Annotated in this window: 24 protein-coding genes; 12 read left to right on the forward strand and 12 right to left on the reverse strand. The window is 54.0% G+C overall.

Annotated features, from left to right (window positions below; all coding sequences use genetic code 11):
- Positions 1–137: 137 nt before the first annotated feature.
- The 3 genes from LUQ43_RS11410 to LUQ43_RS11420 form a co-directional block, all read right to left on the reverse strand.
- Positions 138–1,157, reverse strand: coding sequence for a chemotaxis protein CheW (locus LUQ43_RS11410; RefSeq protein WP_299967760.1), 1,020 nt, complete (start codon positions 1,155–1,157; stop codon positions 138–140).
- Between the two features lie 447 nt (positions 1,158–1,604).
- Positions 1,605–2,546 (reverse strand): hydantoinase/oxoprolinase family protein, encoded by a 942-nt coding sequence (locus tag LUQ43_RS11415; protein WP_299967763.1) that lies wholly within the window; start codon positions 2,544–2,546, stop codon positions 1,605–1,607.
- Positions 2,543–3,430, reverse strand: coding sequence for an ATP-grasp domain-containing protein (locus LUQ43_RS11420; protein WP_299967764.1), 888 nt, complete (start codon positions 3,428–3,430; stop codon positions 2,543–2,545). The genes LUQ43_RS11415 and LUQ43_RS11420 overlap by 4 nt, the downstream gene beginning before the upstream one ends.
- 82 nt (positions 3,431–3,512) lie before the next feature.
- Between LUQ43_RS11420 and surE the strand changes: the two genes are divergently transcribed.
- Together surE and rpiA are read left to right on the forward strand one after the other, a co-directional pair.
- A complete protein-coding gene (gene surE / locus LUQ43_RS11425; RefSeq protein WP_299967766.1) occupies positions 3,513–4,295 on the forward strand; it encodes a 5'/3'-nucleotidase SurE in 783 nt (260 codons plus the stop codon).
- Between the two features lie 65 nt (positions 4,296–4,360).
- On the forward strand, positions 4,361–5,074 hold the full coding sequence (rpiA, locus tag LUQ43_RS11430; protein WP_299967769.1) for a ribose-5-phosphate isomerase RpiA: 714 nt from the start codon (positions 4,361–4,363) through the stop codon (positions 5,072–5,074).
- Here the strand turns inward: rpiA and LUQ43_RS11435 are convergent.
- From LUQ43_RS11435 to acs, 3 genes are all read right to left on the reverse strand, one after another.
- On the reverse strand, positions 5,054–5,428 hold the full coding sequence (locus LUQ43_RS11435; RefSeq protein WP_299967772.1) for an ArsR family transcriptional regulator: 375 nt from the start codon (positions 5,426–5,428) through the stop codon (positions 5,054–5,056). The two genes, rpiA and LUQ43_RS11435, sit on opposite strands and share 21 nt — an antisense overlap.
- A gap of 140 nt (positions 5,429–5,568) precedes the next feature.
- Positions 5,569–6,129 (reverse strand): TATA-box-binding protein, encoded by a 561-nt coding sequence (locus LUQ43_RS11440; RefSeq protein WP_299967775.1) that lies wholly within the window; start codon positions 6,127–6,129, stop codon positions 5,569–5,571.
- Between the two features lie 55 nt (positions 6,130–6,184).
- Positions 6,185–8,080 (reverse strand): acetate--CoA ligase, encoded by a 1,896-nt coding sequence (acs, locus tag LUQ43_RS11445; RefSeq protein WP_299967777.1) that lies wholly within the window; start codon positions 8,078–8,080, stop codon positions 6,185–6,187.
- A gap of 395 nt (positions 8,081–8,475) precedes the next feature.
- On the opposite strand from acs, the gene LUQ43_RS11450 reads away from it, so the two are divergent.
- Complete coding sequence (locus LUQ43_RS11450) at positions 8,476–10,539, forward strand: acetate--CoA ligase family protein (RefSeq protein WP_299967779.1); 2,064 nt, start codon at positions 8,476–8,478, stop codon at positions 10,537–10,539.
- 159 nt (positions 10,540–10,698) lie between these two features.
- On the opposite strand, the gene LUQ43_RS11455 is transcribed toward LUQ43_RS11450, so the two are convergent.
- On the reverse strand, positions 10,699–10,968 hold the full coding sequence (locus LUQ43_RS11455) for a hypothetical protein (RefSeq protein ID WP_299967782.1): 270 nt from the start codon (positions 10,966–10,968) through the stop codon (positions 10,699–10,701).
- A 252-nt stretch (positions 10,969–11,220) separates the two neighbouring features.
- Here LUQ43_RS11455 and LUQ43_RS11460 point away from each other — a divergent pair, with 252 nt between their 5' ends.
- A complete protein-coding gene (locus LUQ43_RS11460; RefSeq protein ID WP_299967784.1) occupies positions 11,221–11,454 on the forward strand; it encodes a hypothetical protein in 234 nt (77 codons plus the stop codon).
- Positions 11,455–11,496: 42 nt separating this feature from the next.
- Here the strand turns inward: LUQ43_RS11460 and LUQ43_RS11465 are convergent, their stop codons facing one another.
- Entirely contained in the window at positions 11,497–12,057 is a 561-nt protein-coding gene (locus tag LUQ43_RS11465; RefSeq protein ID WP_299967787.1) for a flavin reductase family protein, read from the reverse strand.
- A 1,035-nt stretch (positions 12,058–13,092) separates the two neighbouring features.
- Here LUQ43_RS11465 and LUQ43_RS11470 point away from each other — a divergent pair.
- From LUQ43_RS11470 to LUQ43_RS11490, 5 genes are all read left to right on the forward strand, one after another.
- Positions 13,093–14,079, forward strand: coding sequence for a MoxR family ATPase (locus LUQ43_RS11470; protein WP_299967789.1), 987 nt, complete (start codon positions 13,093–13,095; stop codon positions 14,077–14,079).
- A 76-nt stretch (positions 14,080–14,155) separates the two neighbouring features.
- Positions 14,156–15,052 (forward strand): DUF58 domain-containing protein, encoded by an 897-nt coding sequence (locus LUQ43_RS11475; RefSeq protein ID WP_299967791.1) that lies wholly within the window; start codon positions 14,156–14,158, stop codon positions 15,050–15,052.
- Positions 15,036–15,986: a VWA domain-containing protein gene (locus tag LUQ43_RS11480; protein ID WP_299967793.1), complete on the forward strand. Its 951-nt coding sequence runs from the start codon at positions 15,036–15,038 to the stop codon at positions 15,984–15,986. Before LUQ43_RS11475 ends, LUQ43_RS11480 begins: the two co-directional genes overlap by 17 nt.
- Positions 15,983–17,533: a hypothetical protein gene (locus LUQ43_RS11485; RefSeq protein WP_299967795.1), complete on the forward strand. Its 1,551-nt coding sequence runs from the start codon at positions 15,983–15,985 to the stop codon at positions 17,531–17,533. Before LUQ43_RS11480 ends, LUQ43_RS11485 begins: the two co-directional genes overlap by 4 nt.
- Positions 17,534–17,751: 218 nt before the next feature.
- The gene (locus LUQ43_RS11490) at positions 17,752–18,027 is read left to right on the forward strand and encodes a hypothetical protein (protein WP_299967798.1); all 276 of its coding nucleotides are present in this window, start codon (positions 17,752–17,754) and stop codon (positions 18,025–18,027) included.
- A gap of 144 nt (positions 18,028–18,171) precedes the next feature.
- Here the strand turns inward: LUQ43_RS11490 and LUQ43_RS11495 are convergent, their stop codons facing one another.
- Entirely contained in the window at positions 18,172–19,005 is an 834-nt protein-coding gene (locus tag LUQ43_RS11495; RefSeq protein ID WP_299967801.1) for a DUF169 domain-containing protein, read from the reverse strand.
- Between the two features lie 236 nt (positions 19,006–19,241).
- Between LUQ43_RS11495 and LUQ43_RS11500 the strand changes: the two genes are divergently transcribed.
- From LUQ43_RS11500 to LUQ43_RS11510, 3 genes are all read left to right on the forward strand, one after another.
- Positions 19,242–21,275 carry a PAS domain S-box protein gene (locus tag LUQ43_RS11500; RefSeq protein WP_299967804.1) on the forward strand — a complete coding sequence of 678 codons (2,034 nt, stop codon included), beginning with the start codon at positions 19,242–19,244 and terminating at the stop codon, positions 21,273–21,275.
- A gap of 263 nt (positions 21,276–21,538) precedes the next feature.
- Positions 21,539–21,853: a hypothetical protein gene (locus LUQ43_RS11505; RefSeq protein WP_299967809.1), complete on the forward strand. Its 315-nt coding sequence runs from the start codon at positions 21,539–21,541 to the stop codon at positions 21,851–21,853.
- 160 nt (positions 21,854–22,013) lie between these two features.
- On the forward strand, positions 22,014–22,697 hold the full coding sequence (locus LUQ43_RS11510) for an NAD(P)/FAD-dependent oxidoreductase (RefSeq protein ID WP_299967811.1): 684 nt from the start codon (positions 22,014–22,016) through the stop codon (positions 22,695–22,697).
- Between the two features lie 334 nt (positions 22,698–23,031).
- Here the strand turns inward: LUQ43_RS11510 and LUQ43_RS11515 are convergent, their stop codons facing one another.
- The 3 genes from LUQ43_RS11515 to LUQ43_RS11525 all read right to left on the reverse strand — a co-directional run.
- Positions 23,032–23,262 (reverse strand): hypothetical protein, encoded by a 231-nt coding sequence (locus tag LUQ43_RS11515; RefSeq protein WP_299967813.1) that lies wholly within the window; start codon positions 23,260–23,262, stop codon positions 23,032–23,034.
- 415 nt (positions 23,263–23,677) lie between these two features.
- A complete protein-coding gene (locus LUQ43_RS11520) occupies positions 23,678–24,187 on the reverse strand; it encodes a hypothetical protein (protein ID WP_299967815.1) in 510 nt (169 codons plus the stop codon).
- A 1,554-nt stretch (positions 24,188–25,741) separates the two neighbouring features.
- The coding region (locus tag LUQ43_RS11525) for a hypothetical protein (protein ID WP_299967818.1) at positions 25,742–26,255 on the reverse strand (514 nt) is incomplete at its 5' end.

Below are 26,255 nucleotides of genomic sequence, written 5' to 3' on the forward strand. Positions count from 1 at the left end.
GATATCACGGATGAACCTGTATTCATGAATAGACTGATCGCATATTTCATAAACGTAGTGATTCTTTTCCGGACCGGTCCGTAGGTCCCCATTTCTCTAGTCTACCCGGCAGAATGGAAAAGAGGTTGTCCTGTTCTTTATGTATCCTCAATTATCATCTTGGGATCAGCAAACATGGCCACCGTATCAAGGACAATCAGCGATCCCTCTGCGACACCCCGGACATAATTGCTTTTTACCGGGATGGCATCGGTGTATTCCGGGGAGATCCGGTCCAGTTCGACCATGCCGATACCGGTAATATGGTCTGCGAGGATACCAAACGAGAACTTGTTATCAGATAGTACGATGACACGGTTCAGATCGGTCAGGCCTTTCTCTGGGATGGAGAGCAGAACCCGGAGATCCACAAGCGAGATGATCTCTCCCCGTACCATGCAGATGCCTGAAATATAATCGGGTGTCCCGGGAACGGGGGTGATCTTACCGGTCAGGACAACCTCCCGGATATGCTGCATGTCAATTGCATATTCCCGGTATGCGAGCCGGAACCTGAGAACTTCCGTTACTGCGCTTTCCTGGGATCCCTCTTCAGGCCGTGCAATTTTTTTTGCCCGTTCTCTGAGAAGGGAGGCGGCCTGTGCTGTATCCACACCGATGCTGTCATATGAGTATCCACCAGAAGCGTCGGATACAATTTCCGGAATTTCCAGTGATCGTGGATAACCAGGCCGGTACAGAGTCTTTCCCCCAGTGGCAATCAACTGGGTGAGATCATAAATTACCTGAAGGCCTTCCGAGGTCTGCCACACACCGGGAATTTCCGGTTGAATCGGTCCGAGTGTATCTGCAGAATCCGAAAAGAGGGGGATATCCTGTACGCCAGAGGTAGTATCAACCCAGAGAGCAACATCTCCACGCCCGGAACTGGCAATGATCAACATATCGGTCAACCTGGGTTGTGATGCAGCAAGACCTAACAGCGATCGCATCGAGATAACCGTGATCTCTTTTCCATGTAGGTTGATCGTGCCGGCTTCCCAAGGGAGGGCCCCGGGTTTTTCAGCCGGCATAACCATCCGGATCACGCGGGATGTATCTGCCAGAGGGATTGCACCGTGGACATCATCAACAGAGAAGAAGAGTAACTGGGCCATGGGGAATCACCGGTGATCTTGCATTAGTGTTGCTGTAATAAAAATAGTAAGGAACTACCGGCATTACTGTAATGAACATCCGGAACCGGTTAAAACCCGTTGATTTCAAGCGTATCCAGATTATACTCTGCATACCGGACTGGTTAAATAACAACATATGTTTATCTCAGTTTTTTCCTTTTCCAGCCGGGTTTCCCGGGCATTCAAGAGGATTGGCATCAAAAGGGCAAAACCGCTCTCTGCCACAGGTTTCCCATCCACAGACAGGGCAGCGCCGGAGGCTGCGTTCCCTTCTGAGGAACGGAAGTATCGGGATGAACAGGAAGAGACAGAAGAACGGTGACCCGAGATACCACATCAGCGCAGTGGCCGCAAGGGATCCAGCCAGCAGGAGGAGACTTGTTTTCCATACATTCATCGGTGCGTTCATTTCTGGTGATTCCGGGCTTATCGGGAAAATTCCCGATCGCGGATCGCAATTTCCCTTACTGCAAACGCCGGCAGAGCATCGGCCGCAGGACCGAGTTCGGTAGTCAGGTCATATCCCCCTAACTCCCGGGCAAAGATAGGGGCTCCGATGCCAGCTACGATAACATCCTCTGCATGACAGGAATCCGCACAGTTCCGTACTGCATCGCAGATCAGGGTATGCTGCTGCTGTCGGAATTGTTGTGCAATCGATAGGGCCCCGGTCTCTCCAATCTCATCGAGATCGGCACAGACCACCCGGGCGAGCCGCCGCAGGGATGCATCCCGTGTCTTCTCCTTGTGATCCGGGGTATCGCAGGTATACTGTTCCGGAGCGATCTCCCTCAGCACGAGGTATGCATCGGCACTTGTGGCAAAATATTCTGTGCTCACCGGAGTCTGCACGCCATCAAGGTTCACTGACTGGAGGATTGTTGCGATGTTGGTGCGCAACATTCCTGTATAGAGCAGGTAACCTTTCCGGAGCCGGGCAAGGTCGGTCATGCCCAATAGTTCATGAAACCGCCCAAGGGGGATGATATCCGCGGTTGTGCTGCCGATGTCCAGCAGGACTGATCGGGGATACTTCTCCCGAAGGATATCTGCCGAGGCAAGCCAGTTGGCAGCAGCCAGCTGCGGCACAGCAGTAGTATGGAACACTCCATCCATCCCATAGAATCGGGCTTTGGGAAACGCCCTGCGGACTGCATCCACGATAAAGGAGATGCCCTGCAGTTTGTTCTCAAAACAGTCAGCGAGTTCCCCGCTCATGACAACCGCTGCCATTTCATCCATGCCGGTTATGTGCTGCTCAAGCAGGGACGTGATCGGTGCTTTCTCCCAGAGCGGACAGTAATGGATGTGGACCCCGTTCCTGTCCACCACCTTCAGGTTGGCCCCGCCAACATCAATGCCGATCATGTGCGGGTAACCTTCCCATAAGTATCGAACCTGGCATGTCCTGTAAGGTGAACGGTTGCCGGGCCGTCACCTTTGGATGCCGCGACAAGCAGCTCCGCGATCTCCTCCTGCATACATGCGGCAATACCCACCAGACTTGTCGTAATCCTCGGGTTCACATCCACCACGTACACTTTGTCGGCAACAACCACATCAACACCGCAATATCCCTGGCAGCCGAGTACTTCAACCGCTTTTTTCGCCGTCGCTACAATCTCGTCCTCACGGGCCGGATGAACCGGGGTCTCGCCGCCAAGATACCGAAACGCACCGTCAGACCCGATTACAATCTCCTGCCGGTTCACTGCAAGGAAAACCGGGGGTTTCCCGGAGTAATAGGCGCATGCATCCCCAATCACCCGGTTCGGGATGAGGCTCACCGAGTAATTCTCTCCTTCAACATACTGCTGCGCAAACTCGCCCCCACGCGGCATCTCCTCTGATAGCCGGACTTCCTGCGTACCGCAGCCCTTCACGGGCTTGATCACCCGCTTCCCGGCGCCGGCATCGTCAGGAACCGGCACGCCATGTTCCCGGAGGACCCTGCCGCTCTGCACCTTGTTCGCGCAGAGCGCAATGGTCATGAACCCGCAGCCCAGGTTGTGCGTAGCTTGCTCTACAAGGAACGTGTACTTTGAAAGTAAGTGGTCCGGCGCTATCACAAGCCCCATATCGCATTCCGGGGCAAGACGCGCGATCTCCTCACCAAAATCGCCGGGACCGGGCAACACGATTTCGTCTCCACAACGTTCGAAACTGTCCCTGAGTACGGCAAGCATTGCAGCCCCTTCGTGAGCAAGGGCAGGGTCATGCGTAACAGTATATTCAGCGAGGAGAACTTTCATCCCTCTTCTTTTAGCGCTGCAATAAAATTACCCTATCCGATCGGTTGGGTATTTGTGCAATGCCGGAGAGAGAACAATACACATGAAGCCATCGATCCTGCTGACCAATGACGACGGCGTGAGTTCCATCGGGCTCTGGGCCGCATACGAAGCACTCACACCCATCGCGGATGTAACCGTGGTGGCACCTGCAACCCAGCAGAGTGCTGTCGGCAGGTCCATCTCGATCTTCGAGCCGTTACGGGCAAACAAGGTGATCATCAACGGCGAACAGGCATGGTCGGTTGCCGGCAAGCCTACGGATTCCGTAATCATCGGGCTCTATGCCCTGAAACTTAACCCGACTCTTGTAGTGAGCGGGATCAATATCGGAGAGAACCTCTCGTTTGAATCCATCATGACTTCGGGAACTGTTGGTGCCGCGCTCGAGGCATCCAACCAGGGAACGAATGCGATCGCGTTCTCGCTCCAGGTTGAGGACCAGGGGGACAAGTTCGACGACCCCCGCACGTATGGCCAGAGCTTTGGCGAGGCAAAGAAGATTGTGCGCGATGTGGTCTCCCGCGTGCTGGCCAAAGGATTCTGCACCGGTGCGGACGTGATCAATATCAACATCCCCTCGGAAGTGAAAGGGGGATACGAAGTGACACGGCTTGCCCGGAAACTCTTCCATACGGGAGTTGAAAAACGGCTCGACCCGAGGGGACGACCGTATTTCTGGATCAACGGGCCGCTCATCGAGGATGCTGAAGAGGGAACCGATGTCCATGCGGTCCGTAAGGGGAACATATCGGTCACCCCGATTACCCTTGACTGCACAGCGCATCATGCGCACGCGGCGATCGAAAAGATCTTTCTTCCCTGATCCTGCCAGTATTTCCCACCAAATCACCAGTTTTAACTATTTCCGCACCGATACGTATCACTGACATGGATGAGAAGGCACGCGCACTTACGGCGGCAAAATCTGCGGCCGGGTTCCACGCAGCGGACATGGTGGAAGATGACATGGTGATCGGGCTAGGCACCGGATCCACGGTGTTTTACATGATCGAGCGGCTTTCCGGCCGGATCCGGGACGGGCTTAAAGTATCGGGCATACCAACCTCCTATCAGACGGCCATGCGGGCACGCGAATACGGCATCCCGCTTACCACACTTGATGATTATCCGGTCGTTGATCTGGCAATTGACGGGGCAGATGAAGTCGATCCCTTCCTGAACCTTATCAAAGGTCGGGGCGCAGCTATGACCCGGGAAAAATGCGTTGCCGCCGCAGCATTCCGGTTTATCGTTGTTGTCGATGAACAAAAGATTGTCCCCCAGCTCAGTGCGCCGGTCCCGGTTGAGATCCTTCCGTTTGCGCTCACACCGGCCCTGGCACAGCTTCGAGGGCTGGGTTGCCGCCCGGTCGTCCGCGAGGGGATAAAGAAGGATGGCCCGGTTATTACCGATAACGGAAACTTCATTGTTGATTGTAGTTTTGCGGAGATCGCCAAACCTCTTGAAGTTGAGGATGCAATAGACCGGATACCCGGTATTGTGGAGAGCGGGTTATTCTGCGAGTTTGCAGACAAGACCACGGTCATCGTGGGCCATGAAAAAAAGTGCAGGATAATTAATTCAACGGATATAGTTCCGTAATTTCTGAACAAGGGCCAGCTGGTTGTTGGCCTCCTTCTTCTTCTCTTTCTCGATGCTGTCCATGATCTCATGGATCGGTTTGGCCAACTCGTAGATCTTTACCGGGCGACCTTTGCTCTCGGCCTTGCTCTCCCTGCTCGAGATCCAGTTCTGTTCCATCAGATACCTCATGGCAATGCTGACTTCAGGCTGGCGGAGATCGGTACCGCGCTCAATGGCACGGGACGTTGCTTCCGGTGTATTTGCAAGAAATACCAGAACCTTTGCTACATTGCGTTTCGTTCCAATCTCGATGAGAAGGTTGGCAAACTCCTCTTCCTTCTCGGTAAAATACATTACGTTTTCTGTTCTCATGCATCACATCCATCTATTATTTCTTATTGTACAGTCTATAATTATCTAATGATAGATATATAGGCTCTGTTATCGGCATGCAATGAACGAGAACTATATATGTATAATTGAAAACTTGCATGAAAAAATAAAAATATAAATTAGAGAAGACCAAGGCTTTTCAAATCAGAGACGATCTTGACAACGGCTTTTTTGGCATCTTCCGTTACTTTGCCACCAGTGATGATCAGTTTGCCTGACCCAAAGAGCAGGACCACAACTTTCGGGTTATCAAGGCGGTACACCAGACCCGGGAACTGTTCCGGTTCATATTCAATCCGGTCAAGGTTAAAGCCGACCGCAATTTTATTGAGGTTGATGGGCGTGGCAAGATCGGCAGAAGTAACAATGTTCTGGACTTTGTATTCCAGTTTCTTGGGGATATCAATATCGAGTTTCCGAAGAATATTGCCAAGGATATTGAGTCCCTTGGTCAGGCTGTCGAGACTCTTTGCGCCGGTAAGAACAACTTTTCCCGATCCAAAGACAAGCGCCGCAATCTTCGGGTCCTGCATCCTGAGGACAACGCCAGGGAACCGCTTCTTGTTATATTCGGCATCCTTGATTTGGGATGCGAGAGCGGGAAGATCCAGATAATCGGTTACCTTGGCAGAGGCAACGATATTTTCGATCTTGAGGGAGTCTTCTGGTCTGACCTTCATATTTATAAATGATATAAAACAGTATTTAAAAAGTTGGGTTCATATCCCAGCTACGTTATTCTTCATCCAGGGTGGATGTGTCCCCCAGGTCCGTGCCCATTTCCTTGGCCTTGAGCACACGCCGCATGATCTTGCCGCTGCGGGTCTTGGGCAGCGTGGTAACAAATTCGATCTCTGATGGCATGGCAATGGGACCCAGCGTGATACGCACGTGGTAGAGCAGCTCATTTTTCAAACGGTCCGTTGAGACAATCCCCTGGCGGAGGATCACGAATGCCTTGATGGTATTACCCTTGACGGGATCCGGTTTGCCGATGACCGCCGATTCTGCAACAGCCTTGTGGGAGACCAGCGCGCTCTCAACTTCGGCAGTACCAATGTTGTGCCCGGCCACAACAATGAGATCGTCAGACCTGCCAAGCACCATGATATAGCCGTCTTTGTTCCTGACTGCAAGGTCCCCGACTGCATAGCATCCCGGGATAGTGTGCCAGTACTTGAGATACCGCTCATCATCATTGTAGACCGTGCGCAACATAGAAGGCCACGGTTCACGAACGGCGAGGAAACCCCCTACACCGGGAGGCAATGAATTGCCCTCCTTATCCACAACATCCACGACAACGCCGGGAATCGCTTTTCCCGTAAAGCCAGGCATCATCGGTTCGCCAATCATGGTGGTGACCATATGCATTCCGGTCTCTGTCTGCCACCAGGTATCCACGATCGGGCATTTGCTCTTGCCGATAACACGGTAGAACCATTCGAATGCCTCGGCATTGAGCGGTTCGCCGACCGACCCGAGAAGCCGCAGGGAACTGAGGTTGGACTTGTTAGGCCACTCTTCACCGAGTCTCATGAACATGCGGATTGCCGTGGGTGCGGTGTACAGGATCGTAACCCCGAACTCCTCGACCATGCGCCAGTATACCCCGGGATCCGGAAAATCCGGGGTGCTTTCCGTGACAACAAGGGTTGCACCGAGCGAGAGCGGGCCATAGACGACATAGGAATGACCGGTGATCCAGCCGGGATCGGCAGTACACCAGTACACGTCGTTGTCTTTGATATCGAGGACATACTTGGTGGTATAGTACGCACCAACCATGTACCCGCCACAGGTATGCACAATACCCTTGGGTTTGCCAGTCGATCCGCTCGTGTACAGAATAAAAAGCGGATCTTCTGCATCCATTATAGCGGGTTCGCATTCCGGCCGGACATCCTTGATCATGTCATAGAAATCCATCTCCATCTCGCTGTGGATCTCCACAGGCTGGCGAAGTTCCCGCCGGAGGACAACAACATGCTCGACCGTGGGTGCATCAATGATCGCTTCTTCAATAATATGTTTGAGAGGAATCGTCTTACCGCGACGGAACGTGGAATCCGCGGTGATGACGACTTTCGCGCCGGCACCGGTGATCCGGCTGTTGAGGGCAGCTGCACCGAACCCCCCGAAAACAACGCTGTGGATAGCGCCGATCCTGGCGCAGGCAAGCATCGAGATGATCTGTTCCGGGACCATGGGCATATAGATGCAGACCCGGTCACCTTTTACCACCCCAAGACGCTTCAGCCCGTTTGCAACTTTCAACACTTCACGGTATAACTGGCGGTACGTGTAAATCCGCTCGGTATCGTCCTCTCCGCGCCAGATGAGTGCCACCTTGTTCTTGCGGGAACTCATCACGTGACGGTCGAGACAGTTGTACGTGATATTGGTCTTACCTCCTATGAACCAGCGGGCATAGGGATATTTCCACTCTTTCACTTTTGTATAGGGTGTGAACCAGTGGAGTTCCTTGGCTGCTCGGTCCCAGAATCCGTCAGGATCCTTGAGGAATTCATCATACGCCTTCTGGTAATCGCCAAGCCAGCTGTTCTGCCGGCAGGAGTGATCGGGCGTGTAACACTTCTCGGAAAGTATGACATCAAAGTCTTCAGTCATGAAAAACCCCGATTTAACACTATTAATAATGCGTAATTCAAAATTAAAGTTGTCGCTCGCAATTGAAGGATCGGCGACCTGTTGAGGGTTATCTGCTTATTATAACTCCCATTTCTATTTAATGCGGCGCTTCTCATTGATTTTCCAGATCCGGGCATTTTAATGAGTTTTTCAGATGCATTTTTGCGCGCGGTGGTACCCGGGCAAAAAATCCACGCTCATCCAACACCATTTTTCCCATACCTTTAAAACAGCATCGTTACGATTCATTAACATTACTGTGAACGACGATACTGCGACGGGCACAAGACCGGGTCTCACTTCACCCGACCGCCCGGGTAGGTGGTTCCGGTTATAAAACATCATTTATAATTTCAAAAAATGTGGTGACACGTATGGAAAGAACCATGTTATCGGAATCTGAGGGATACGATCTCCTCAAGGGATATGGCGTACCGGTCCCATCCTACCGGATTGTAATGACCCCCCACGATGCTGCGGATGCCGCCGAGACCATCGGCTTCCCGGTCGTGATGAAGATCATCTCTCCGCAGATCGTTCACAAGAGCGATGCGGGCGGTGTCGTCGTCGGTGTCGGCAGTCGAGAAGCGGCCGTAGCAGCATTCGAGAAGATCATTACCGGTGCAAAGAAGTACAACAATGATGCGGAGATCACGGGCGTCATTGTCGAGCAGCAGGCAGAACCCGGGCTTGAACTGATCATCGGCGGAAAGACCGACCCGGCCTTTGGCAAAGTGATCACGTTCGGTATGGGCGGCACGCTCGTTGAACTGATGAAAGACATCACGCTCCGGATCATGCCGCTGGACGAGGGTACGATCCGCCAGATGATTCAGGAGATCGACGGTTACCCCCTCATCAAGGGATATCGCGGGATGAAACCCAAGGATGAGGAAGCACTGGTATCCACGCTGATGTCGGTCAACCGCTTCTTCCTTGAGAGCGAGAATGTTGCCGAGTTCGATATCAACCCGCTGCGGCTGTACGAGAACGGGGCGCTCGCGGTGGATGCACGGGTTATCGTCTCCGATAAACCCGTTCACGAGGTCAAGGAGGAACGACCCCCGGTACCGATGGAGTACTTCAACCCCCGCTCCATCGCAGTCGTCGGCGCGTCGCAGGACTCGAACAAGATGGGGTATGCGGTCATGCACAACCTCCTCCATTTCCCCGGCCAGCTCTACCCGGTGAACAACAAGCGCTCAGAGATCCAGGGGCTGAAAGCCTACCCGAGCATCTCGGCAATCCAGGCCCCGGTCGATCTTGCCGTGATCACGGTTCCGGCAATCCATGTTCCCCGGGTCATCGAGGAGTGCGGAACCAAGGGCGTGCCGATGGTGATCATCATCACAGCCGGCTTCAAGGAGATGGGAGAACACGGAAAAGCACTTGAGGACCGGATCGTCTCTATTGCCCGGAGCCACGGTGTGCGGATCATCGGGCCGAACTGTCTTGGCATGATCATTCCCCCACGGGGCATCGACACCACCTACGTCCACCAGTCTCCCAGGCCCGGCAACATCGCGTTCATCTCCCAGAGCGGCGCCATCATCAACACGGTCGTGGATATGAGCCTGGCAAAGAACATCGGCTTCTCTGCGGTCATCAGCGTCGGCAACCAGGCTGACCTCGACTTCCTTGATTACATCCGGTTCGTAGGGAAGGACGAGAAAACAAAGGCAATCATCCTCTATATCGAGCAGATCACTGATGGTAAGGCATTCATGGAAGTTGCGGCCGAAGTGGCCAAGTGCAAGCCGATCATAGCGATCAAGTCCGGATCATCCACCCGGGGCCAGGCCGCTGCCTCGTCGCATACGGGTTCCCTTTCCGGTTCCTACGAGGTGTACATGGAAGCGTTCAGGAACGCCGGTATCATCGCGGTCCACACCCTGACCGGTGCATTCCTCGCAGCCCAGATGCTCGCCCACCGGAAGCGCTACCCGAAGGGCAAGCGTGCCGTGGTCATAACAAACGCCGGCGGGTTTGCTGTGCTCTCGTCCGACTATGCAGAACGCTATGGGATCGAGATGGTTGACCTGCCTTCGGAGGTCATCGACGAGCTCAACGAGTTCCTTCCCGAGTTCTGGAACAAGGGTAACCCGATCGACCTTCTGGGCGATGCCAGCGAGAAGCGGTTCGAGAAGACCTTTGCCGTGCTCGCACGACACCCGGAACTCTGGGATATGGCGTTCATTGTCGGGTTCCCGAACCTTGTCCTGACCTCAGAGCAGCTTGCACGGCAGATCCTCAAGTTCTCGGCATCGACCGAGAACCGGCTCGTGGCTACTCTCCTTGGCGGGGATTCGATGAACGTGGGTCGCGAGATGTTAAAGGAGCACGATATCCCCAGTTTCGACGAGCTGGACTATACCTACCGCGTGGTGGGACGCGTCCTCTGGCAGAAGTTCCGGGTCAAGGCACCGGGACTGCTGTAAATTTTCTTCTCTTTTTGTTGCTGCGGATTGGACGAAGTATTCCGTTGTCATGCAGATGCCGGAATGCCTGACGGGCCACCGGGAAAACCTGATGATACCGGGGGTTAAAAGGGGAACCGTCGGGTGAGTACAAAAACGGGAGCCGGATTTCCGGATGCGTCACCACCGGTACTTTCGCTGTTTCTTCTCCTTCTCCTCAAACGGTACGATAAAGTAACTGTGGATTGTGCGGTTGTCATCCAGCTCAATCTCAAGATATAATTCCATAAAGACGTGTTCGAAGGCTATCGCCACCTGATCTGCCCCGAGTTCGACAAATCCCAGGGCATGCAGGTCCTTCTCGACCTTGCGCAGGGATTCCCGGCGGTGCGTGGAGACGAGCCGTTCGACATGCCGCTTCATCCGTAACTGCCAGCCTTTGTTTACCATACCATGGTGCTCCTGTCTGGTTGCATGTTCTTCAGGAATGGATCTGGATGGCCGGGGTAGATTAACATATGGGAAGCCGCAGTAATCCTGCTGATAAGCTCCTCCAGGAGACGAGATTTTTGGAACCGTATCACTAGATACCGGTTGGTAAAAGGGATTTTGAATATTAGCCGGGATGAAAATACAGGATAAAATAAAAAAATTAATTTACCCGGCTGAACAAAAATACAAACTAATGAAATTGGATGAATAATGATCTATAATTTAAACAACCTCAACGCGCTGCTTGATGCGGGAGATATCGACAGAGACAACTGGAAGCGTCATTTTGCCGATGTCCCGGACACAAGAGTTCCCACCTGCCGGGACTGCCTGGACAGGAAAAATGGAAGCTGCCGGGATAATGGACATCCCATTGAATGCTTTCTCTATGGATCCAAGTCCCAGGCAAATGAGTCGTTATTGAAAAAAATGAACATAAAATAATTTTGATTTAATCATAATCACTATACGTTAAACAATAATCGGTTACTTCTTTTTGAATTCTTTCCCAATCGAGAATGCTTTTGCTGCCTGCTTACCCACATGCCAGTACGCGGATTGTGCGTACACGATCGGATCGATCTTCGCGGTATCGGGTTTCCCGTCCACAACACACGACTTGTCTGCATGGATCTCCGCAATCTCACCGATGAACAGCAGGTGGCTTCCGCAGTCAACCGATTTGAAAAATTTACATTCAATATTTACCGGGCATTCCTCCGCCATGGGGGCGGTTTTCAGTTTCCCGTAAAATGATTTGAAAATCTTCGACTTGTCTTCGTGCGTCCCTGATACGAGCCCGCAGTAATCAGTCTCGACAACGTGCTTTGCTGACGGCACGTTCAGGCTGAAGGTCTTGTTCTCGTCAATCCCTTTCACCGTGAACCGGGTCTTGTTGAGCGCAACGCAGACCATCGGCGGCGCCATGCAGGCAACCGTTGCCCACGCGGCAGTCATGTAGTTTGCTTTCCCATTCACGTTAGCACCCACGAGCAGGGTGGGCATGACACTCATGTACGGCATCGGGCCGAGCGTGACTTTGTCCATGATCGTTCTCCATGAGGAGGTTCGCGGGGGTGGAGTATAAGAGTTTCTTAACCGGTCAGAACGGACTCAGTACTTCTCTCATAATTCCTCCGTGAATCCTGGTAGTGTACACAACCTGCCAAAAACCTGAGTGAAGAGTTACACCATTCTCAGCATCGCAATCGATCTCCGGCAAAAAAAATTTCAACCACCCCCTCACCCCCTGCTCAATTTTTTTCTGGCAGGGTCCGGTTGATCGGCAAATTACCTCACGTCGGCAAATCAAAAATTTTGTAGCATGTACATACATATTGCCGGATAATTATCCGATAATCGCCTCATCAACTGACACCTCATGATCGCGATTGAAATTTTTTCAGCAGAGTCTGGCTGAAAAAAGCTCTGGAGGATATCTCAATCCAGACAAATAGTATGAATCCAGTACGTCTCTGAAATTTTCTTTGTGAATAGTGGAAAGTCAGCGACTCGTATCATGTCACATCACATCCCGGATATTCTTGGGCAGTGACGTTCAGCAGGTACTGAATCGCAACGTGTCTGGATGATCTCTTAGTATTCGGCTGGCTTTTTTGCCATATCGTAACCATATCCGGCGCCCGCTGCCTGTTGAGATCGTACGCTTTTCTTGAGGTAGGGCTCAAATTTAGTGAAGTACTGGGACTTGGAAAAAAACCATGGCTTTTCTTCCAAAATCCACCTCCTTTTATACTACCCGGTGTAATCCTGTTGCAAGCCCCTGACAACTACGGGGACAAAACAGAATGGTAATCGCAGCACCCGGAACGCCCATGGGCTCCCGTGAAACAATGCCCGGAAGGGGAGCGGGTTACTGCACAAACCATTTAAAGAATATATAAAAGACACACATGCTGCGGGAACTCCGCGAGGTGCAGGGAATGCCCCCGGCACCCTGGCATAAATATCGCGGAGGGGCTGGGCAATACTGCCCGGATATACGTAGCCCCGGTCCCGTACATGCGGCACTCAGGGCCCGGTGAGCCGGGCCCAAAGGAAACCTGACAGGTACGTGATAGTATGAATGCAGAGATTGTCCAGTTAACGAGTGAAGCAAAGACTCATGCAGGAACGCTGGATGCGATAAGAAACGAGATGAAGACCGTCATCGTAGGGCAGAACGACGTGATCGATCGCCTGCTGATGGCGGTATGTGCCGACGGCCATGTCCTCCTTGAGGGCGTGCCGGGCATTGCAAAGACCCTCACGATCCGCACGCTCTCGCAGTGTGTTGACTGCAGTTTCACCAGGCTCCAGTTCACCCCCGATCTCCTCCCGGCAGATATCATGGGGACGAAGATCTACAATCAGAAAGATGCGAGTTTCTCTACCGTGAAAGGCCCGATCTTTTCCCACTTCATCCTTGCCGATGAGATCAACCGGGCACCCCCGAAAGTCCAGTCCGCACTCCTTGAAGCAATGCAGGAGAAGCAGGTTACTATCCAGGGAGAGACGCACGTGCTTGCCCGCCCGTTCTTTGTGCTCGCCACCCAGAACCCGATCGAGTCCGAGGGGACCTATCCCCTGCCCGAGGCACAGGTGGACAGGTTCATGTTCAAGGTCATGATGACCTACCCGGATAAGGCAGATGAAGTGCTCATTCTCGACCGGTTCACCGAAGGGATCACGCTGACCCCGAAAAAGGTGATCTCATCAGAACAGATCCTCGCTATCCAGGCATTCACCCGGAAGGTATACGCCGATACCGCCATCAAGCAGTACGTCAGCGAGCTGGTCGATGCTACCCGGAAGCCCGCAGAATACGGGCTTGAGGAGGCGCGGTACATTGCGCTCGGCGCATCGCCGCGTGCATCCATCTTCCTGATTCTCGGCGGCAAGGCTCATGCCCTGCTGGCAGGCCGCGGCTACGTCATCCCGGAGGACATCAAGGCCGTTGCACATGATGTCCTGCGGCACCGGATCATCCTCAACTACGAAGGCGAAGCCGATGGCATCACCACCGACGCTATCATTGACCGCATCCTTGCAAGGGTGAAGGTCCCATGACTGCGATGACCCCGCGGGGAAGAGGGGCCTGCAGCTCCGCTCCCGTCAACCGTGTCAGCAGGAGGGGGAATGGCACATGGAAGACAGGAACGAACTGATCCGGCAGATCAGGAAGATCGACCTGAAGACCGGTATCCTCGTGGAGGGGCTCCAGTCCGGGCTCCACCACTCGGTATTCCGGGGACAGGGGATCGAGTTTGCCGAGATCCGCGAGTATGTGCCCGGCGACGATATCCGGTCCATTGACTGGAAGGTGACTGCCCGGTACAATCACCCGTTCATCAAGGAGTATACCGAGGAACGCGACCAGACATTCTACTTCATGGTGGACATCTCCGGCTCGGGGTCGTTCGGATCGGAGACCACCAAGCAGAAGAAGATCCTCGAACTCGTGGCAAGTCTCGGCTTTGCCGCGCTCAGGAACAACGATCGCGTGGGCCTCTGCCTCTTCTCGGACCGGGTGGAGAAGTTCATCCCCGCCCGCCGGGGCAGGAAGCATTTTGTCGGCATCCTCAGTACCATGCTCGATCACCAGCCGGTCTCGGATAAGACCGATCTTGGGGCTGCTGCAAAATTCCTTTCCCGGGTGCTCTCCCGCAGGAGTTCGGTGCTTATCCTCTCGGATTTCATCTCCCCGTCGTTCATGCTCCCGCTCCGGATCCTCTCCCGGCGCCACGAAGTGATCGCGCTCCGGGTCATCGACGAGCGGGAACGCGAGCTCCCGGATGTCGGGTACATCGAACTCGAAGACCCGGAGACCGGTGAGCAGGTATTAGTCGACACGGCCGATGAAGAGTTCCGGGAACGGTACCGTGTGCTCGTGGAGGAAGCAGAGACAACACTGCACCACGAGCTTGCAAAGCACCGCATCCATGAACTGACGCTCACGACAAACGAACCGTACGAGATCCCGGTGAAGTCGTTCTTTACCGGGATCGCGGGCAGGAGGAGGTACCATGCCGGGATTCTATGATCCGGTCTGGCTCATCGGGCTCCTTGCCATCCCGGTACTTGCCGCAGTGTACTTCCTGGTCACGCGGAAGAAGAAGACGGAGGCGATCCGGTTCTCCCGGCTCGCATTCGTCAAATCTGCGCTGGGCGACGTGAAGAAATCCCGGCGCACGCATCTCCTCTTCGGGATAGCGCTTGTCGCAATCGCCCTCCTCGTCATTGGCCTTGCCGACCCGCACATCCCGCTCGAACAGACCAAGGAGGGGGTCAACGTGGTCATGGTCATCGATGATTCCGGCAGCATGCAGGCAACTGACTACCAGCCGTCGCGTATCGAGGCGGCAAAGACCGCTGCCGACACGCTCATCAAGAGCCTTGACGCGAAGGACAATGCCGGTGTCGTGCTCTTTGAATCCGGCGCCACCACCGCCGCGTACCTGAGCCCTGACAAGGACCGGGTCCGCGAGAAGCTCGCGGCAGTCTCCCCCAAGTCCGGGCAGACCGCGATCGGCGACGGCCTTGCGCTTGCCATCGATATGGCCAAGTCCATCCCCAACCGGAAGAACGTCGTGATCCTGCTCTCGGACGGGGTGAACAATGCCGGCGTCATCACACCCGATGAGGCCATAGCGTTCGCCAAATCCTCCGGTATCCAGGTCTATACCGTGGGTTTAGGTTCATCCCAGCCGGTTGTGCTGGGCTATGACTGGATGGGTAATCCCCAGTATGCCCAGCTGGACGAGTCAACCCTCCAGTCCATCGCATCGCAGACCGGCGGGAAATATTTCAAGTCTGTTGACGGACAGACGCTCAATGAAATCTACGGCAGTCTCAACCAGCAGATCACCCGCGAGAAGGAGGAGACGAGCATCAAGAACGTCTTCATCTTCGGGGCGCTCATCCTCCTCTGCCTTGAACTCTGGCTGCGCTATGGGAGGGGGAGGATCATCCAATGAAATATCTGAACCTCTCCCTTGTCCTGCTCCTCCTGCTGGCCGGGCTCATCATCGTCCCGGCCTGCGCCGCCGAGATCACCCTCACGGCAGAGAGCAGCGAGTATTATATCCCGCTCGGCGAAGCGGCCGATATCCCGGTCCTTGTCATGAGCGGTTACGACCATACTGTCGATGGCACCCTCCAGTTCTCGACCGTTGAGCAGCTCCAGAACACCGGCACGGTGATGACCAGTACCAAGAACCGGGTATACACCCACACGATAGACCCGGGCGCATCGCAGATCACCATCAGCGCTGGCACCTCGTCGGTGGAAAAGAGCATGCAGGTGCAGGTCACCTACGATTACACGGATACGTCAGCAGTCCGGGTTACCCTGCCGGTGATCACGATCCACTTCGTGTCGCAGGTCCCGCAACCATCCACCAACCGGTCCCCGGTTACAAGCACGAGCGGGGCTGGAACGGGCAATGTCCCCTCATCGAGTTCGGTCCAGATCGTGCAGCAGTCCGTCTCTGTCCAGCAGCAGGCGGGCCGGGATGGGACCGTCCAGCAGGCGCTCTCGAACAGCCAGCAGTCACAGGACACCAGCGCCTTAAAGGAACAACTCCAGCGGGAGGCCGAGCAGGCCGAACTCGAGAAGACTGCGTTCGAGGAGGCCCTCAGCCGCGACGCACTGTTGGGCTCGGTCAACGAGAGCCTTGCTGCCGACGGATTCGCCCGGCAGTCCCTCTCATCAGACCCCACGTCCGGCAATGCCGGCACGTTCTCGATGGAGTACCAGAATGCTGCCGGTGAGAGCGTGACTGTTGCCGGCGCCATGGAGAACGGGGCAGTTCCCTCTGTTGCCGAGACCTCGAAGGCGCCGGTCAATGTCACGGCACCGCTTGCATCCAACACAACGTACCAGAACATGGCTGAACAGCTCAAGGCACAGGGCTACACCCGCAACACCACCGCCGTGAACATCTCGGCAACCGGATCGATGGTCAACCTCTCGTTCCAGAACCCCGGGGGGAAGCAGGCATTCATCAACGCCACGACCGACGATACGAACGTGACGTCGATCAGTCTTGCAACCGAACCGGATGCGCCGTTCGATTACCTGCCGCTCATTGCCGGGCTCATCGCTGCCGCCGTGATCATCGGCGCCGTATGGATCCTGTACCGGAGGTTCCGCTGCCCGGTTGTAATGGTGCGGGAACCGGCCGGACCCTCATTATGGGAGGAGCCGTTCGATCACAGGGCTGCTGCCCGCGAGCTGCTGGCCCGTGCCGAGACCGCGTACACGAAGCAGCAGCATGCCGAGGCATGTGGCCTTGCCGGCCAGGCGCTCCGGCTCTTCCTCTCGCGCGAGAACGGGGCACACCACGAGATGACCAACACCGAACTCATGGCATTCCTGCAATCCCGTGAAGGCGATTCACGGAAGACCGGGGAGATCCTCGGGCGCTGCTCCGATGTGGAATTTGCTAAGGGCACCCTTGGCGCGGATGAGTTCCCCGCAATGGTCGCGTACATCCGCAGCGTGATTGACACGAGATCGTAACCGGGCGGACTAATCTTTTTTTCCCGAAACGGGAAACCGGGGGCTGAACCCGAACCGTTGCCCCACGCTGACCGTGGTAAATGGCGGTAAACAGACATCCACCCGATCCCCGTGCACAGGAACCGGACGGGACGTACTTTTCGCTTTTATTCCAGGTTCAGGGCGCTCATGACCACACAATTGTTTTGTCTGTATGACGCCCATATGAGAAGACAAGCATGACATACCTGGACTGGGGTTGCGACCCCCTGGCAAAAGAATGTGAATCCTGCCTCGATGCCTTGTGTAATGCGTGTAATGAAGATTTTAAGAAAAAAACCGGGACCGATGAAACGATTGACGGTCTTGAGGAAGAAGGTCGGGACTCACAGGAACCGGATTGTGACCATTGTGAACTGGAGAAGAAGCCGGACTGTTCACGGTGCGGGATTATTCTCCGGGTCTGTCAGACCTGCGGCGAGAATAAGACCTGCGAATTCAGGATCAGCGGGTAACCGGCAGGCTTCATTCCGGTTTTTTTTAGAATTCCGCGTTGTCGCAGACACCGGAGAACACGGGCTGCCGGAAAAATGCTGTATAACGAGGGAAAGTGTTTTTTAATAAAGATCCTCACTGATGACCGTGCCGGCGCGATCCTGTTACCCTGAATCCCGGAGTTCCTTCCAGAGGTCCAGCTCAAGAAAACTTCCCGGGACATTCTTCTCCATCTCCCGGTACACTGCGAACGGGACGGAGAACGTCAGGATATTTTTTCCCAGCGTGGGGCGGACAGCCCGCCGGGCCGAGAGATCCGTGAGACCGATAACCGCACGCGGTGAACGGGATTCCCCCTCGGCATACGTGCACACACCCATTGCCTGGCACCCGGAAGCACCGGCAGTAACAACAATCCCGTCCCGGATATTCCCGGTCCCGTAATTCGCGAGGATAGAAAGGGCTGCGATCTGATCGGCGTTGGCGACAAACACCACGCTCTTCACCTCCTCGCCATCCCCGACATCATGGACGGGTTTCATCACGATATACCGGTCTTTCGCATCGTAGATCGGCAGGTTCAACAGGAAGTTCCGGACAGTCCCCGGGTTCTTCAGGAAGCGTTCCCCTTCGGTCAGCATCGTCCTGTGGCGCTCATCCGGGGCCTGCGCGATGATAGCATCGTATGCCTTCCGGTTCGCGGCTCCCCCGATACCGTTTGAGAGGAACGAACAGAACCCCTCCTCGCTCCGAGCTGCGTGACGCTCCAGCGGCCGCCCGAATCCAAGGCCCATCGCCCCGCCGGCGCATGTGGTCGTGTCCCGGGAAAAGACCGCGGTTTTTCCCTCCTTTGCAACCTTTGCAAAGAGCCACATGACACATCCCCAGACACCGGGTTTAAATGCAAGGGCATTTTCAGGTTTTGTATCAGTCCATACGATGGCAACCGGATTCATCATGATCCCGGCAGCCCGTGCGATTTCACTCCTGGGCAGCATATCGAGTCTCCGCTGGTTTTTATAGACAAAGGAAATGCCCCGGTAAATTTTCTTCAGAAAATTGCACAGGTATTCCGCTTACGATCCGGAATAGTTGACCATAGATATAAAACAGAGGGAATCGGCCCTGCATGCGTATCAGGATCCCAGAAACGGGACGATGCCTCCCGATATAGTAACCCTGGAGCGTTCAATCTGCTCAATAAACTTATTACATAGGTTACCTATTCGATAGTATGGACCTGATGATCATCCAGAGTTCAGTCACCCTTTTTGAGATTCTCTGTGTCATCGTCGTCTTTGCATCCCTTTTCGTACGGAGCCGTTTTTTTAATGAGGCCTTTGAAAACCGCATGACATGGGCCACCCGGATCATCATTATCCTTTTTTTTGGAATCATATCGATCTTCGGTACCCTCAGCGGGATGTCCATACATGGGGCGGTGATAAATATCCGGGATCTCGGCCCCATGGCTGCAGGCCTGCTGTGTGGGCCATATGTCGGAATGGGAGCAGGAATCATCGGGGGATTGCTGCGGTTCGCCCAGGGTGGACCGTACATGTGGACCGGGTTGACCGCTCCCATCCTCTCGGGGATCCTGGGAGGAATCCTCTATCTCGCCAACAAACGCCAGTTCGTCCCGGTATGGATTGCCGTGCTGTTCATGGGGCTCTCCGAGACACTGATCTCCTGTTGCACTCTGGTTCTCGTAACCAAACCCTCGGATTTTTTCACGATCCTTACCGAGGTGGCAGTTCCCATGATTGTGTACACCACTCTCGGCATGTTCATTTTTGCCTCAGTGGTTCACCGGTTCCTTGACGAACGGAGCCACTTTGAGAAGGTGCATATGCTGGAACTCGAACTGGAGTCCCGCAGGAACCTTGCCACGATGATCGATACCATCGCGTATCCGGTGTATGTCCTTGACCGGGACCACCGTTTCACGGTGGTGAATGACAGCATGTGCCGTTTTATCGGCCGCACGCGGGATGAGATCATTGGCAGGACACCGGGCAATTTCTTCAGCGATAAGGATTCCACATTCCACCATGATATGACCGAGGAGGTCATGCAGCTCAATACACCCCGTGAAGACGAGGTGACGATCACAAAACCTGACGGGCAGGTGTGTACGATCATCTCTACTTCCACGGTGTACACGGATCCTTCCGGCCAGGTATTCATGGTCGGGGTCTTCCAGGACATCACGGAGCGCAAGAAGATGCAGGTTGCGCTCGCGGAGAACGAGGCATGGTACCGCATCCTCTTCGAGCACACCGGTGCAGCCACCCACATCATCAACGAGGACAGCACCATAGACCAGGTCAACACTGAATTTACACGGCTGCTTGGATTCCCCCGCGAGGAGATCGAAGGGAAGATGGGATGGAAGGATTTCATCATTCCGGATGATTTCGAAATGGTGAGACGATACCACCAAAAACGGCGGATCGACCCGGCATCCGCTCCCACAAGGTATACGGTCCGGATCCATGACCGGAACGGGGAGATAAAAACCATTCATGCCGTTGTCGCCATGATCCCGGGAACCCGGAAATCGATCGCATCCTTCGTGGATATCAGCGAACAGAAGAAAACCGAAGACGCCTTGACCCTGGCAAACCGGAAACTCAACCTTCTCTCCTCCATCACCCGCCACGACATCATCAACCAGCTCATGGTCCTCAAGAGTTACCTGGAGCTGCTCAGACTGAATACCGATGATCCGGTTCTCCTCAATTATATCGACCGGAGCAACCATGCGGCACAGAACATCGATCACCAGATCACCTTCACCCGTGACTACCAGGACATGGGGGTGAAGGCCCCGTCATGGCAGAATATCAGGAGCGTCATTATAGACGCCAAAGGCGGGCTTCCCACCGGTAACGTGACCATTGATGTGGATCTGTCTGACCTTGAGGTATTCGCAGATCCCCTTTTTATGAAAGTCTTCTATAACCTGATCGACAATTCCCTCAAATACGGAGGGGTGACGTTACGAACCATCAGGATCAAGTCGGAGGAGAAGGATGGGGGACTGGTCATCACCTGCCAGGATGACGGCGAGGGGATTGGGGATGCGGACAAGGAACACCTCTTTGAACGGGGGTTTGGGAAACACACCGGTTTTGGTCTCTTCCTCTCACGCGAGATCCTCTCGATCACCAGTATCGCAATCCGGGAGACCGGCAGACCAGGGGTGGGGGCACGGTTCGAGATCCTTGTGCCGAAGGGGGCCTGGCGATTCACGAATTCACCCTAGTACCATTACCGTGACAGGTCTGCGGCGGGCTTCTCTGCCAGCCGGGTCCCGATTGCAGGCTTGAGAAATCCGGCCAGAATAGGAGTCTGTTGAGACGATGCGATACCAGCAGGTACTCAATGCAGAATCAATTTCTCCCGCAGGGACCAGACAGATTCGGGAGTCCCGTCCTGCCAGGGGGTGCACGGGATCATCCCGTGGGAAACATCAATAAAAAATCTTTTTCTGTGTTATCATTGAATCAATATCCGGGATGAAATACTATGGTAAATCTTAAAATTCCGCCGGAAAAAGCAATTCTTCTCATTAACCAGAGAATCGACGCGATAAAAACGATAAAAGCGGATCAGAATGGTCTGGAATTTTACGATTTTGTCCGCTGGTGTTCAAAAACCTGGCCGGTGATTGATGAGATCTATGGATCCGGTGATCCCCATTCAGAAGAACTCCGTAATCTCGGGCTTTCCAATTGTTCCTGCAATGCACAGATGCAGGCACTGATCCTTGCAGAGGCATATCATGTCCGGCTGCAGGATTTTATCAAGGAGATCCAGGATTCGGAAAAGACGCCGGAATAATAACGATCATCCTCTTCGAGGGCATGCAATCTGCCGGGGGATTTACTTCAACAGGTCAGGGATTTTGCATACAGACTCCAAAAAGGAGAGAATAAAAACATCTGGCAGGAGCCGGGCCAGCAGAGCGAAGGTTAATGGATACGAAACCACATCCTTACCCATGGCAGATCATCCCGAAGGTGCAATTCTCCAGCGCGATGGAGAGACCTACTCGGTCATGGCCCGGTCGCCTGCCGGGCTTGTCACGCCGGAACTCCTGGTAAAAATAGCCGCCATTGCAAGGAAATTCCACGTGCCCATGGTAAAGATAACCTCGGGGCAGCGTATTGCCCTGATCGGTATTAAAAAAGAAGATCTCGCATCGGTCTTTGATGAGCTCGGGACCGATGCGGTGCGGAAGACCGGGCCCTGCATCCGGTTTGTCCAGTCATGTCCAGGGATCCGCAACTGCAGGAACGGTATGCAGGACTCGCTTGGTCTCGCGATCGAAATGGAAGCACGGTACCGCGAGCGACCGTTCCCGGGAAAGATCAAGATCGGGATCTCCGGGTGTCAGCGCTGTTGCGGGGAGAGCCATACCCGGGATATCGGGATCATGGGGTCGAAGAACGGGTGGACGGTTTTTTTCGGGGGAAACAACGGCACCCGGCCACGGTTCGGCGATGTTATTGCAAAGAATCTGTCAACGGATGAGGTGCAGGACCTTGTCAGCCGGCTGCTTGAATATTACCGGCTCAATGCACAGCCAAAGGAGCGGTCCGCACGGTTCATGGAACGGATTACAATGGAGCGGCTGAACAGCGATCTCCTCACCAAGATACCATATATCCCGCTGGAACCGTGAGGATGGTCCGCCTCATGCACTGCCCTTCACGTACGGGTTCATCCATGCGATCTCCCGGAGCCGGAGGTCTTTGATCTGCCGGGGTTCTCCGGGGAAGTGGCCGGCCCGGAAGGATGAACTGCATTACACAGCACCTCCTGTAAGTGTAGAGGGGGAGACCAATCCAGTATGAGGCAAAACGCGGGAAACCCCTCACAGGGTTTTACGCCAGGGAATTATTTTGATCCGAACCTGCCCGGAGGTGATTCGATGAAGCGTTGCCAAGACACATAACGGAGCAGTGAGGGGGTGGAGAGATTCATCTGCGATCGTTTCGACCGCCCATACATTCAGATCATTTTGATCGGTTGCCAAACCCTTTCTTTCTCATGGGTTCGCACCGTGCCTCATTGCGGGAACCGGTTCTTACGACCGGGCCTGCCTTTGCTACAACCGTGTCATAGCGGAGAGGACAGGAGCCCACCCGGGATAATTCCCTCTGCACCATCAGACACTGGGGAAACGACCCGCCATCCGAATGGATGTACTGATCGCAGTGATTTCCTTCACAGAACTCCTCAAGCATAACCTCACATGAGTTGAGCGAGTGCTTAAACTCATGCTCACATAAAAATTGCAGTTTGCCTTTTCCGGAACGAACGTTCGCTGGCACGTGGAGCCGTGCACAAGGTGGGAAAAACCGGGGAAACTCTCCGGCACGTGTCCGACAGACTGTACCAGGTGCACCAGGCACGGTCCGCACGATCCAGTTCCCGGTTTCCCCTCTGGTGGCATCAGGTATTTCTCATGGATATCAACGATTGGGAGGCGCGGCAATTCTACGAGATCAAATCGCAGCAGAACCACGGGTTGCTCTCCAAACGTAAGGGGCAGTTCAACCAGGGGATCTAAAAACGTCTCGCACGCAAAAGCCGGGATAAAAAAACGGGTCCGGGCTCTTGCGCAGGAAGGTTGGATCCGTGTGGAGCCTGATGACGTGATCAGGATCTTCGTCTCTTGACTTCGATGAGGTATGACTTCACATCATTTGCAGTTATATCAAAGGAATATACCCTGTCATCCTCACCCGAGAAACTATTCGACCACGGGCGCGGATCATACTGTTTCCATAAGGTCGCATCGAGACCACCCGGTGGCTCAATCGTTGCTATTTTCTGACCGCTCCCAAGATCGGTAATAACAATTTTAAAGGAGGGCGATGACAGATGAGAATTCTGCTCGGACTCCACAGGTTCAACGGTATACCAGACTTCCCAGTTATCATAATATACCGGCACGATATGCCTTTGGTACCCGGATTGCCCCGAGATTGTATCGAATGTGTATACACCGGGACCCGAGGGCAGTTTCGCGGCGTAGGCATAGGTTACCGGGGCAGAATTTACCGGGGGAGTCGTGGATTCCTCTACCGGTGCCTTCATCTCACCAGGCATGCTCCAGTTCACTTTTTCCTGGCCGAAAATATTGAGGAGCGAATTCATCGTTGACATGAGTGCATACACACAATTATTCAGGTAATTTGTGTACGTCATCATAGATTCCTGCGATCCTAATGGTGCAGTTCCCTGGGTTGGAACGGGAATCGTTTCGATTTTTTGAACGTGAGCGTAGATATCCTCTTCCGGTGAAGCGGCAATAACCGGTGTAACTATACCGACAAGAATAATCAAAAAGAACAACAAACCCCAGGGAATTTTCATTATGCCTATCAGCATAGTGAACGTATGAATATTTAAATTTCTTTTTGTAGTTTAACAATGAAAAGCGGGTAAGGAATTTAAAAGAACCGTGATTCACCCAAATAAACTGCCAGTTAAAATATTCCTTTTCATAGAAGTGCATCTTTTCGCTGACACAGGATCTCGTCCATTCATGGACACTGTTTCCGATGCGGGGCGAGGCCTTACGGGCAAAACGCCACGCCCGGGTTTTACGCTATGGAGATATCGGTTCGCAAATGTATCGAGCGGGGGACGTTGCCCGGATACAATCGAAGGTGGCGTCGCGGGGACTTCCCGCGAAACAGGGTGGGGAAATCGCACGGGAACGAGGAACATCCGATCGCGTTTGAATCGCGAATACGTACACGACGACAGGAGACCGTCAGGGATGATCCCGACCAGTCCGGGGGCTGTTTTTGACCTGAACCCAACAGAGGTCATTTCAGCCCCCGATTGCCCTTCCCGAGAGCCCGACCGACACTATTTCGCGAAAAAACGACACTATTGTTTTGAGATTCAACCAAAATCGCCTCGGATTGGTGTAAATATGGATAAAATGTGCCCGGAAAAAACGCTATTTAGCACTATTCCAATGGACGATCTCCCCCAAATCCGGACTATCCGGTTTTCATAGAAAATCGCGAAAAATCACCCAGTAAAAAGAGGCTCATAGCATTGTTCTGCGGGCCGATTTGGGGGTGCCAACAGGTGTCGGACTTAGTGACGGGCTGCCGGAACTGATCCAAAACGCCAGTATCACGTCGGAGAATAGGATATGTGGGATTTGTCAGACATCTATTGATGATGGGTCTTCGACGGAGAATGGGTGATGGGGGGAGCAGTACTGTTGAGGGGGGTTACGACACGAGAGGTACCAAAGGTTGTTGACGGGGAGAATATGCTGTTTGGAGGAGTTGAACCAGGGGAGATTTTGAACATTTTTCCGGAAAAATTTTCCGGGCGCGATCTGAAATTTTTGTGCGTTGCCGGAATTTTTCAAAGAAAATACAGTATCCAGACTTGAACGTCAGTCACTTCCCGGTTCAGCGGGTCGGGGAACTCGGGCGAATAGCGGATATCTTTCAATGCGCTGATGGGCTCAAGACCCGGACCTGGAGACGATTCCGCAAGGATTCTCCGAATTGCAGAGTCTTATCAGACCCGGACCTTGAGGAGAACCCGCCCGGTTCTTCGTTGCAGCGGTTGCACGGCCGACAATGAAGATGCCAGTGCCTGCCATGAGTGTGTGCTTCACACCATCAACACGGATGCTGCTGTGTCAAATAAAAAAAAAGATCTCATTACCGGGTATTTCCCGGCAGATTAAATCCTGACACCATTCCAGGTCTGGGTGGTGTTTGAGAGGGCATCGGGCTTTTCGGATACATCTATCCACCGGCCGGTGAACGACTTGTCATCAGCGGACCGGACAAATTCGAAGATCCCGGTGTAATTCCCGGTTGCATCGCTCTCGGACCAGGTGCCGGCAAGTGTCTTTTCCTGTACGATTGCTTTGATCGCACCGGTGCTGTTCTTGCCATAGGTCCCTGTCACGGATGAACCGGTCTGGTTGATGACGAGAACCTCGATTACCGTTGCGTTATCGGAGGTATATGACGTGTTCCAGGATCCTGACCATGACAAGGGAGTTACCGGCGCTGCGGTGGTGTTCGCGGCAGCCGCAGTTGTTGCCTCTGTTGCAGGGACAGACGGTATCGCAGCTGCGGTCGTGGCAGCGGGTGTTGCTGCTGTTGTGGTTGCCGGTGTTGTACCGGAAGTATTCGTGCAGCCGGCTGCGAGCATCATAATGCAGACAAAGCCGGCAAGAAGTATAACC

Origin of the sequence: Methanoregula sp. (assembly GCF_028679125.1) — an archaeon.
Taxonomy (GTDB): domain Archaea; phylum Halobacteriota; class Methanomicrobia; order Methanomicrobiales; family Methanospirillaceae; genus Methanoregula.

Coding starts and splice junctions, on each gene's coding strand:
- LUQ43_RS11410 (WP_299967760.1), bottom strand. CDS start 1,157: ATGGCCCAGTTACTCTTCTTCTCTGTTGATGATGTCCACGGTGCAATC.
- LUQ43_RS11415 (WP_299967763.1), bottom strand. CDS start 2,546: ATGATCGGCATTGATGTTGGCGGGGCCAACCTGAAGGTGGTGGACAGG.
- LUQ43_RS11420 (WP_299967764.1), bottom strand. CDS start 3,430: ATGAAAGTTCTCCTCGCTGAATATACTGTTACGCATGACCCTGCCCTT.
- surE (WP_299967766.1), top strand. CDS start 3,513: ATGAAGCCATCGATCCTGCTGACCAATGACGACGGCGTGAGTTCCATC.
- rpiA (WP_299967769.1), top strand. CDS start 4,361: ATGGATGAGAAGGCACGCGCACTTACGGCGGCAAAATCTGCGGCCGGG.
- LUQ43_RS11435 (WP_299967772.1), bottom strand. CDS start 5,428: ATGAGAACAGAAAACGTAATGTATTTTACCGAGAAGGAAGAGGAGTTT.
- LUQ43_RS11440 (WP_299967775.1), bottom strand. CDS start 6,129: ATGAAGGTCAGACCAGAAGACTCCCTCAAGATCGAAAATATCGTTGCC.
- acs (WP_299967777.1), bottom strand. CDS start 8,080: ATGACTGAAGACTTTGATGTCATACTTTCCGAGAAGTGTTACACGCCC.
- LUQ43_RS11450 (WP_299967779.1), top strand. CDS start 8,476: ATGGAAAGAACCATGTTATCGGAATCTGAGGGATACGATCTCCTCAAG.
- LUQ43_RS11455 (WP_299967782.1), bottom strand. CDS start 10,968: ATGGTAAACAAAGGCTGGCAGTTACGGATGAAGCGGCATGTCGAACGG.
- LUQ43_RS11460 (WP_299967784.1), top strand. CDS start 11,221: ATGATCTATAATTTAAACAACCTCAACGCGCTGCTTGATGCGGGAGAT.
- LUQ43_RS11465 (WP_299967787.1), bottom strand. CDS start 12,057: ATGGACAAAGTCACGCTCGGCCCGATGCCGTACATGAGTGTCATGCCC.
- LUQ43_RS11470 (WP_299967789.1), top strand. CDS start 13,093: ATGAATGCAGAGATTGTCCAGTTAACGAGTGAAGCAAAGACTCATGCA.
- LUQ43_RS11475 (WP_299967791.1), top strand. CDS start 14,156: ATGGAAGACAGGAACGAACTGATCCGGCAGATCAGGAAGATCGACCTG.
- LUQ43_RS11480 (WP_299967793.1), top strand. CDS start 15,036: ATGCCGGGATTCTATGATCCGGTCTGGCTCATCGGGCTCCTTGCCATC.
- LUQ43_RS11485 (WP_299967795.1), top strand. CDS start 15,983: ATGAAATATCTGAACCTCTCCCTTGTCCTGCTCCTCCTGCTGGCCGGG.
- LUQ43_RS11490 (WP_299967798.1), top strand. CDS start 17,752: ATGACATACCTGGACTGGGGTTGCGACCCCCTGGCAAAAGAATGTGAA.
- LUQ43_RS11495 (WP_299967801.1), bottom strand. CDS start 19,005: ATGCTGCCCAGGAGTGAAATCGCACGGGCTGCCGGGATCATGATGAAT.
- LUQ43_RS11500 (WP_299967804.1), top strand. CDS start 19,242: ATGGACCTGATGATCATCCAGAGTTCAGTCACCCTTTTTGAGATTCTC.
- LUQ43_RS11505 (WP_299967809.1), top strand. CDS start 21,539: ATGGTAAATCTTAAAATTCCGCCGGAAAAAGCAATTCTTCTCATTAAC.
- LUQ43_RS11510 (WP_299967811.1), top strand. CDS start 22,014: ATGGCAGATCATCCCGAAGGTGCAATTCTCCAGCGCGATGGAGAGACC.
- LUQ43_RS11515 (WP_299967813.1), bottom strand. CDS start 23,262: ATGCTTGAGGAGTTCTGTGAAGGAAATCACTGCGATCAGTACATCCAT.
- LUQ43_RS11520 (WP_299967815.1), bottom strand. CDS start 24,187: ATGTCAACGATGAATTCGCTCCTCAATATTTTCGGCCAGGAAAAAGTG.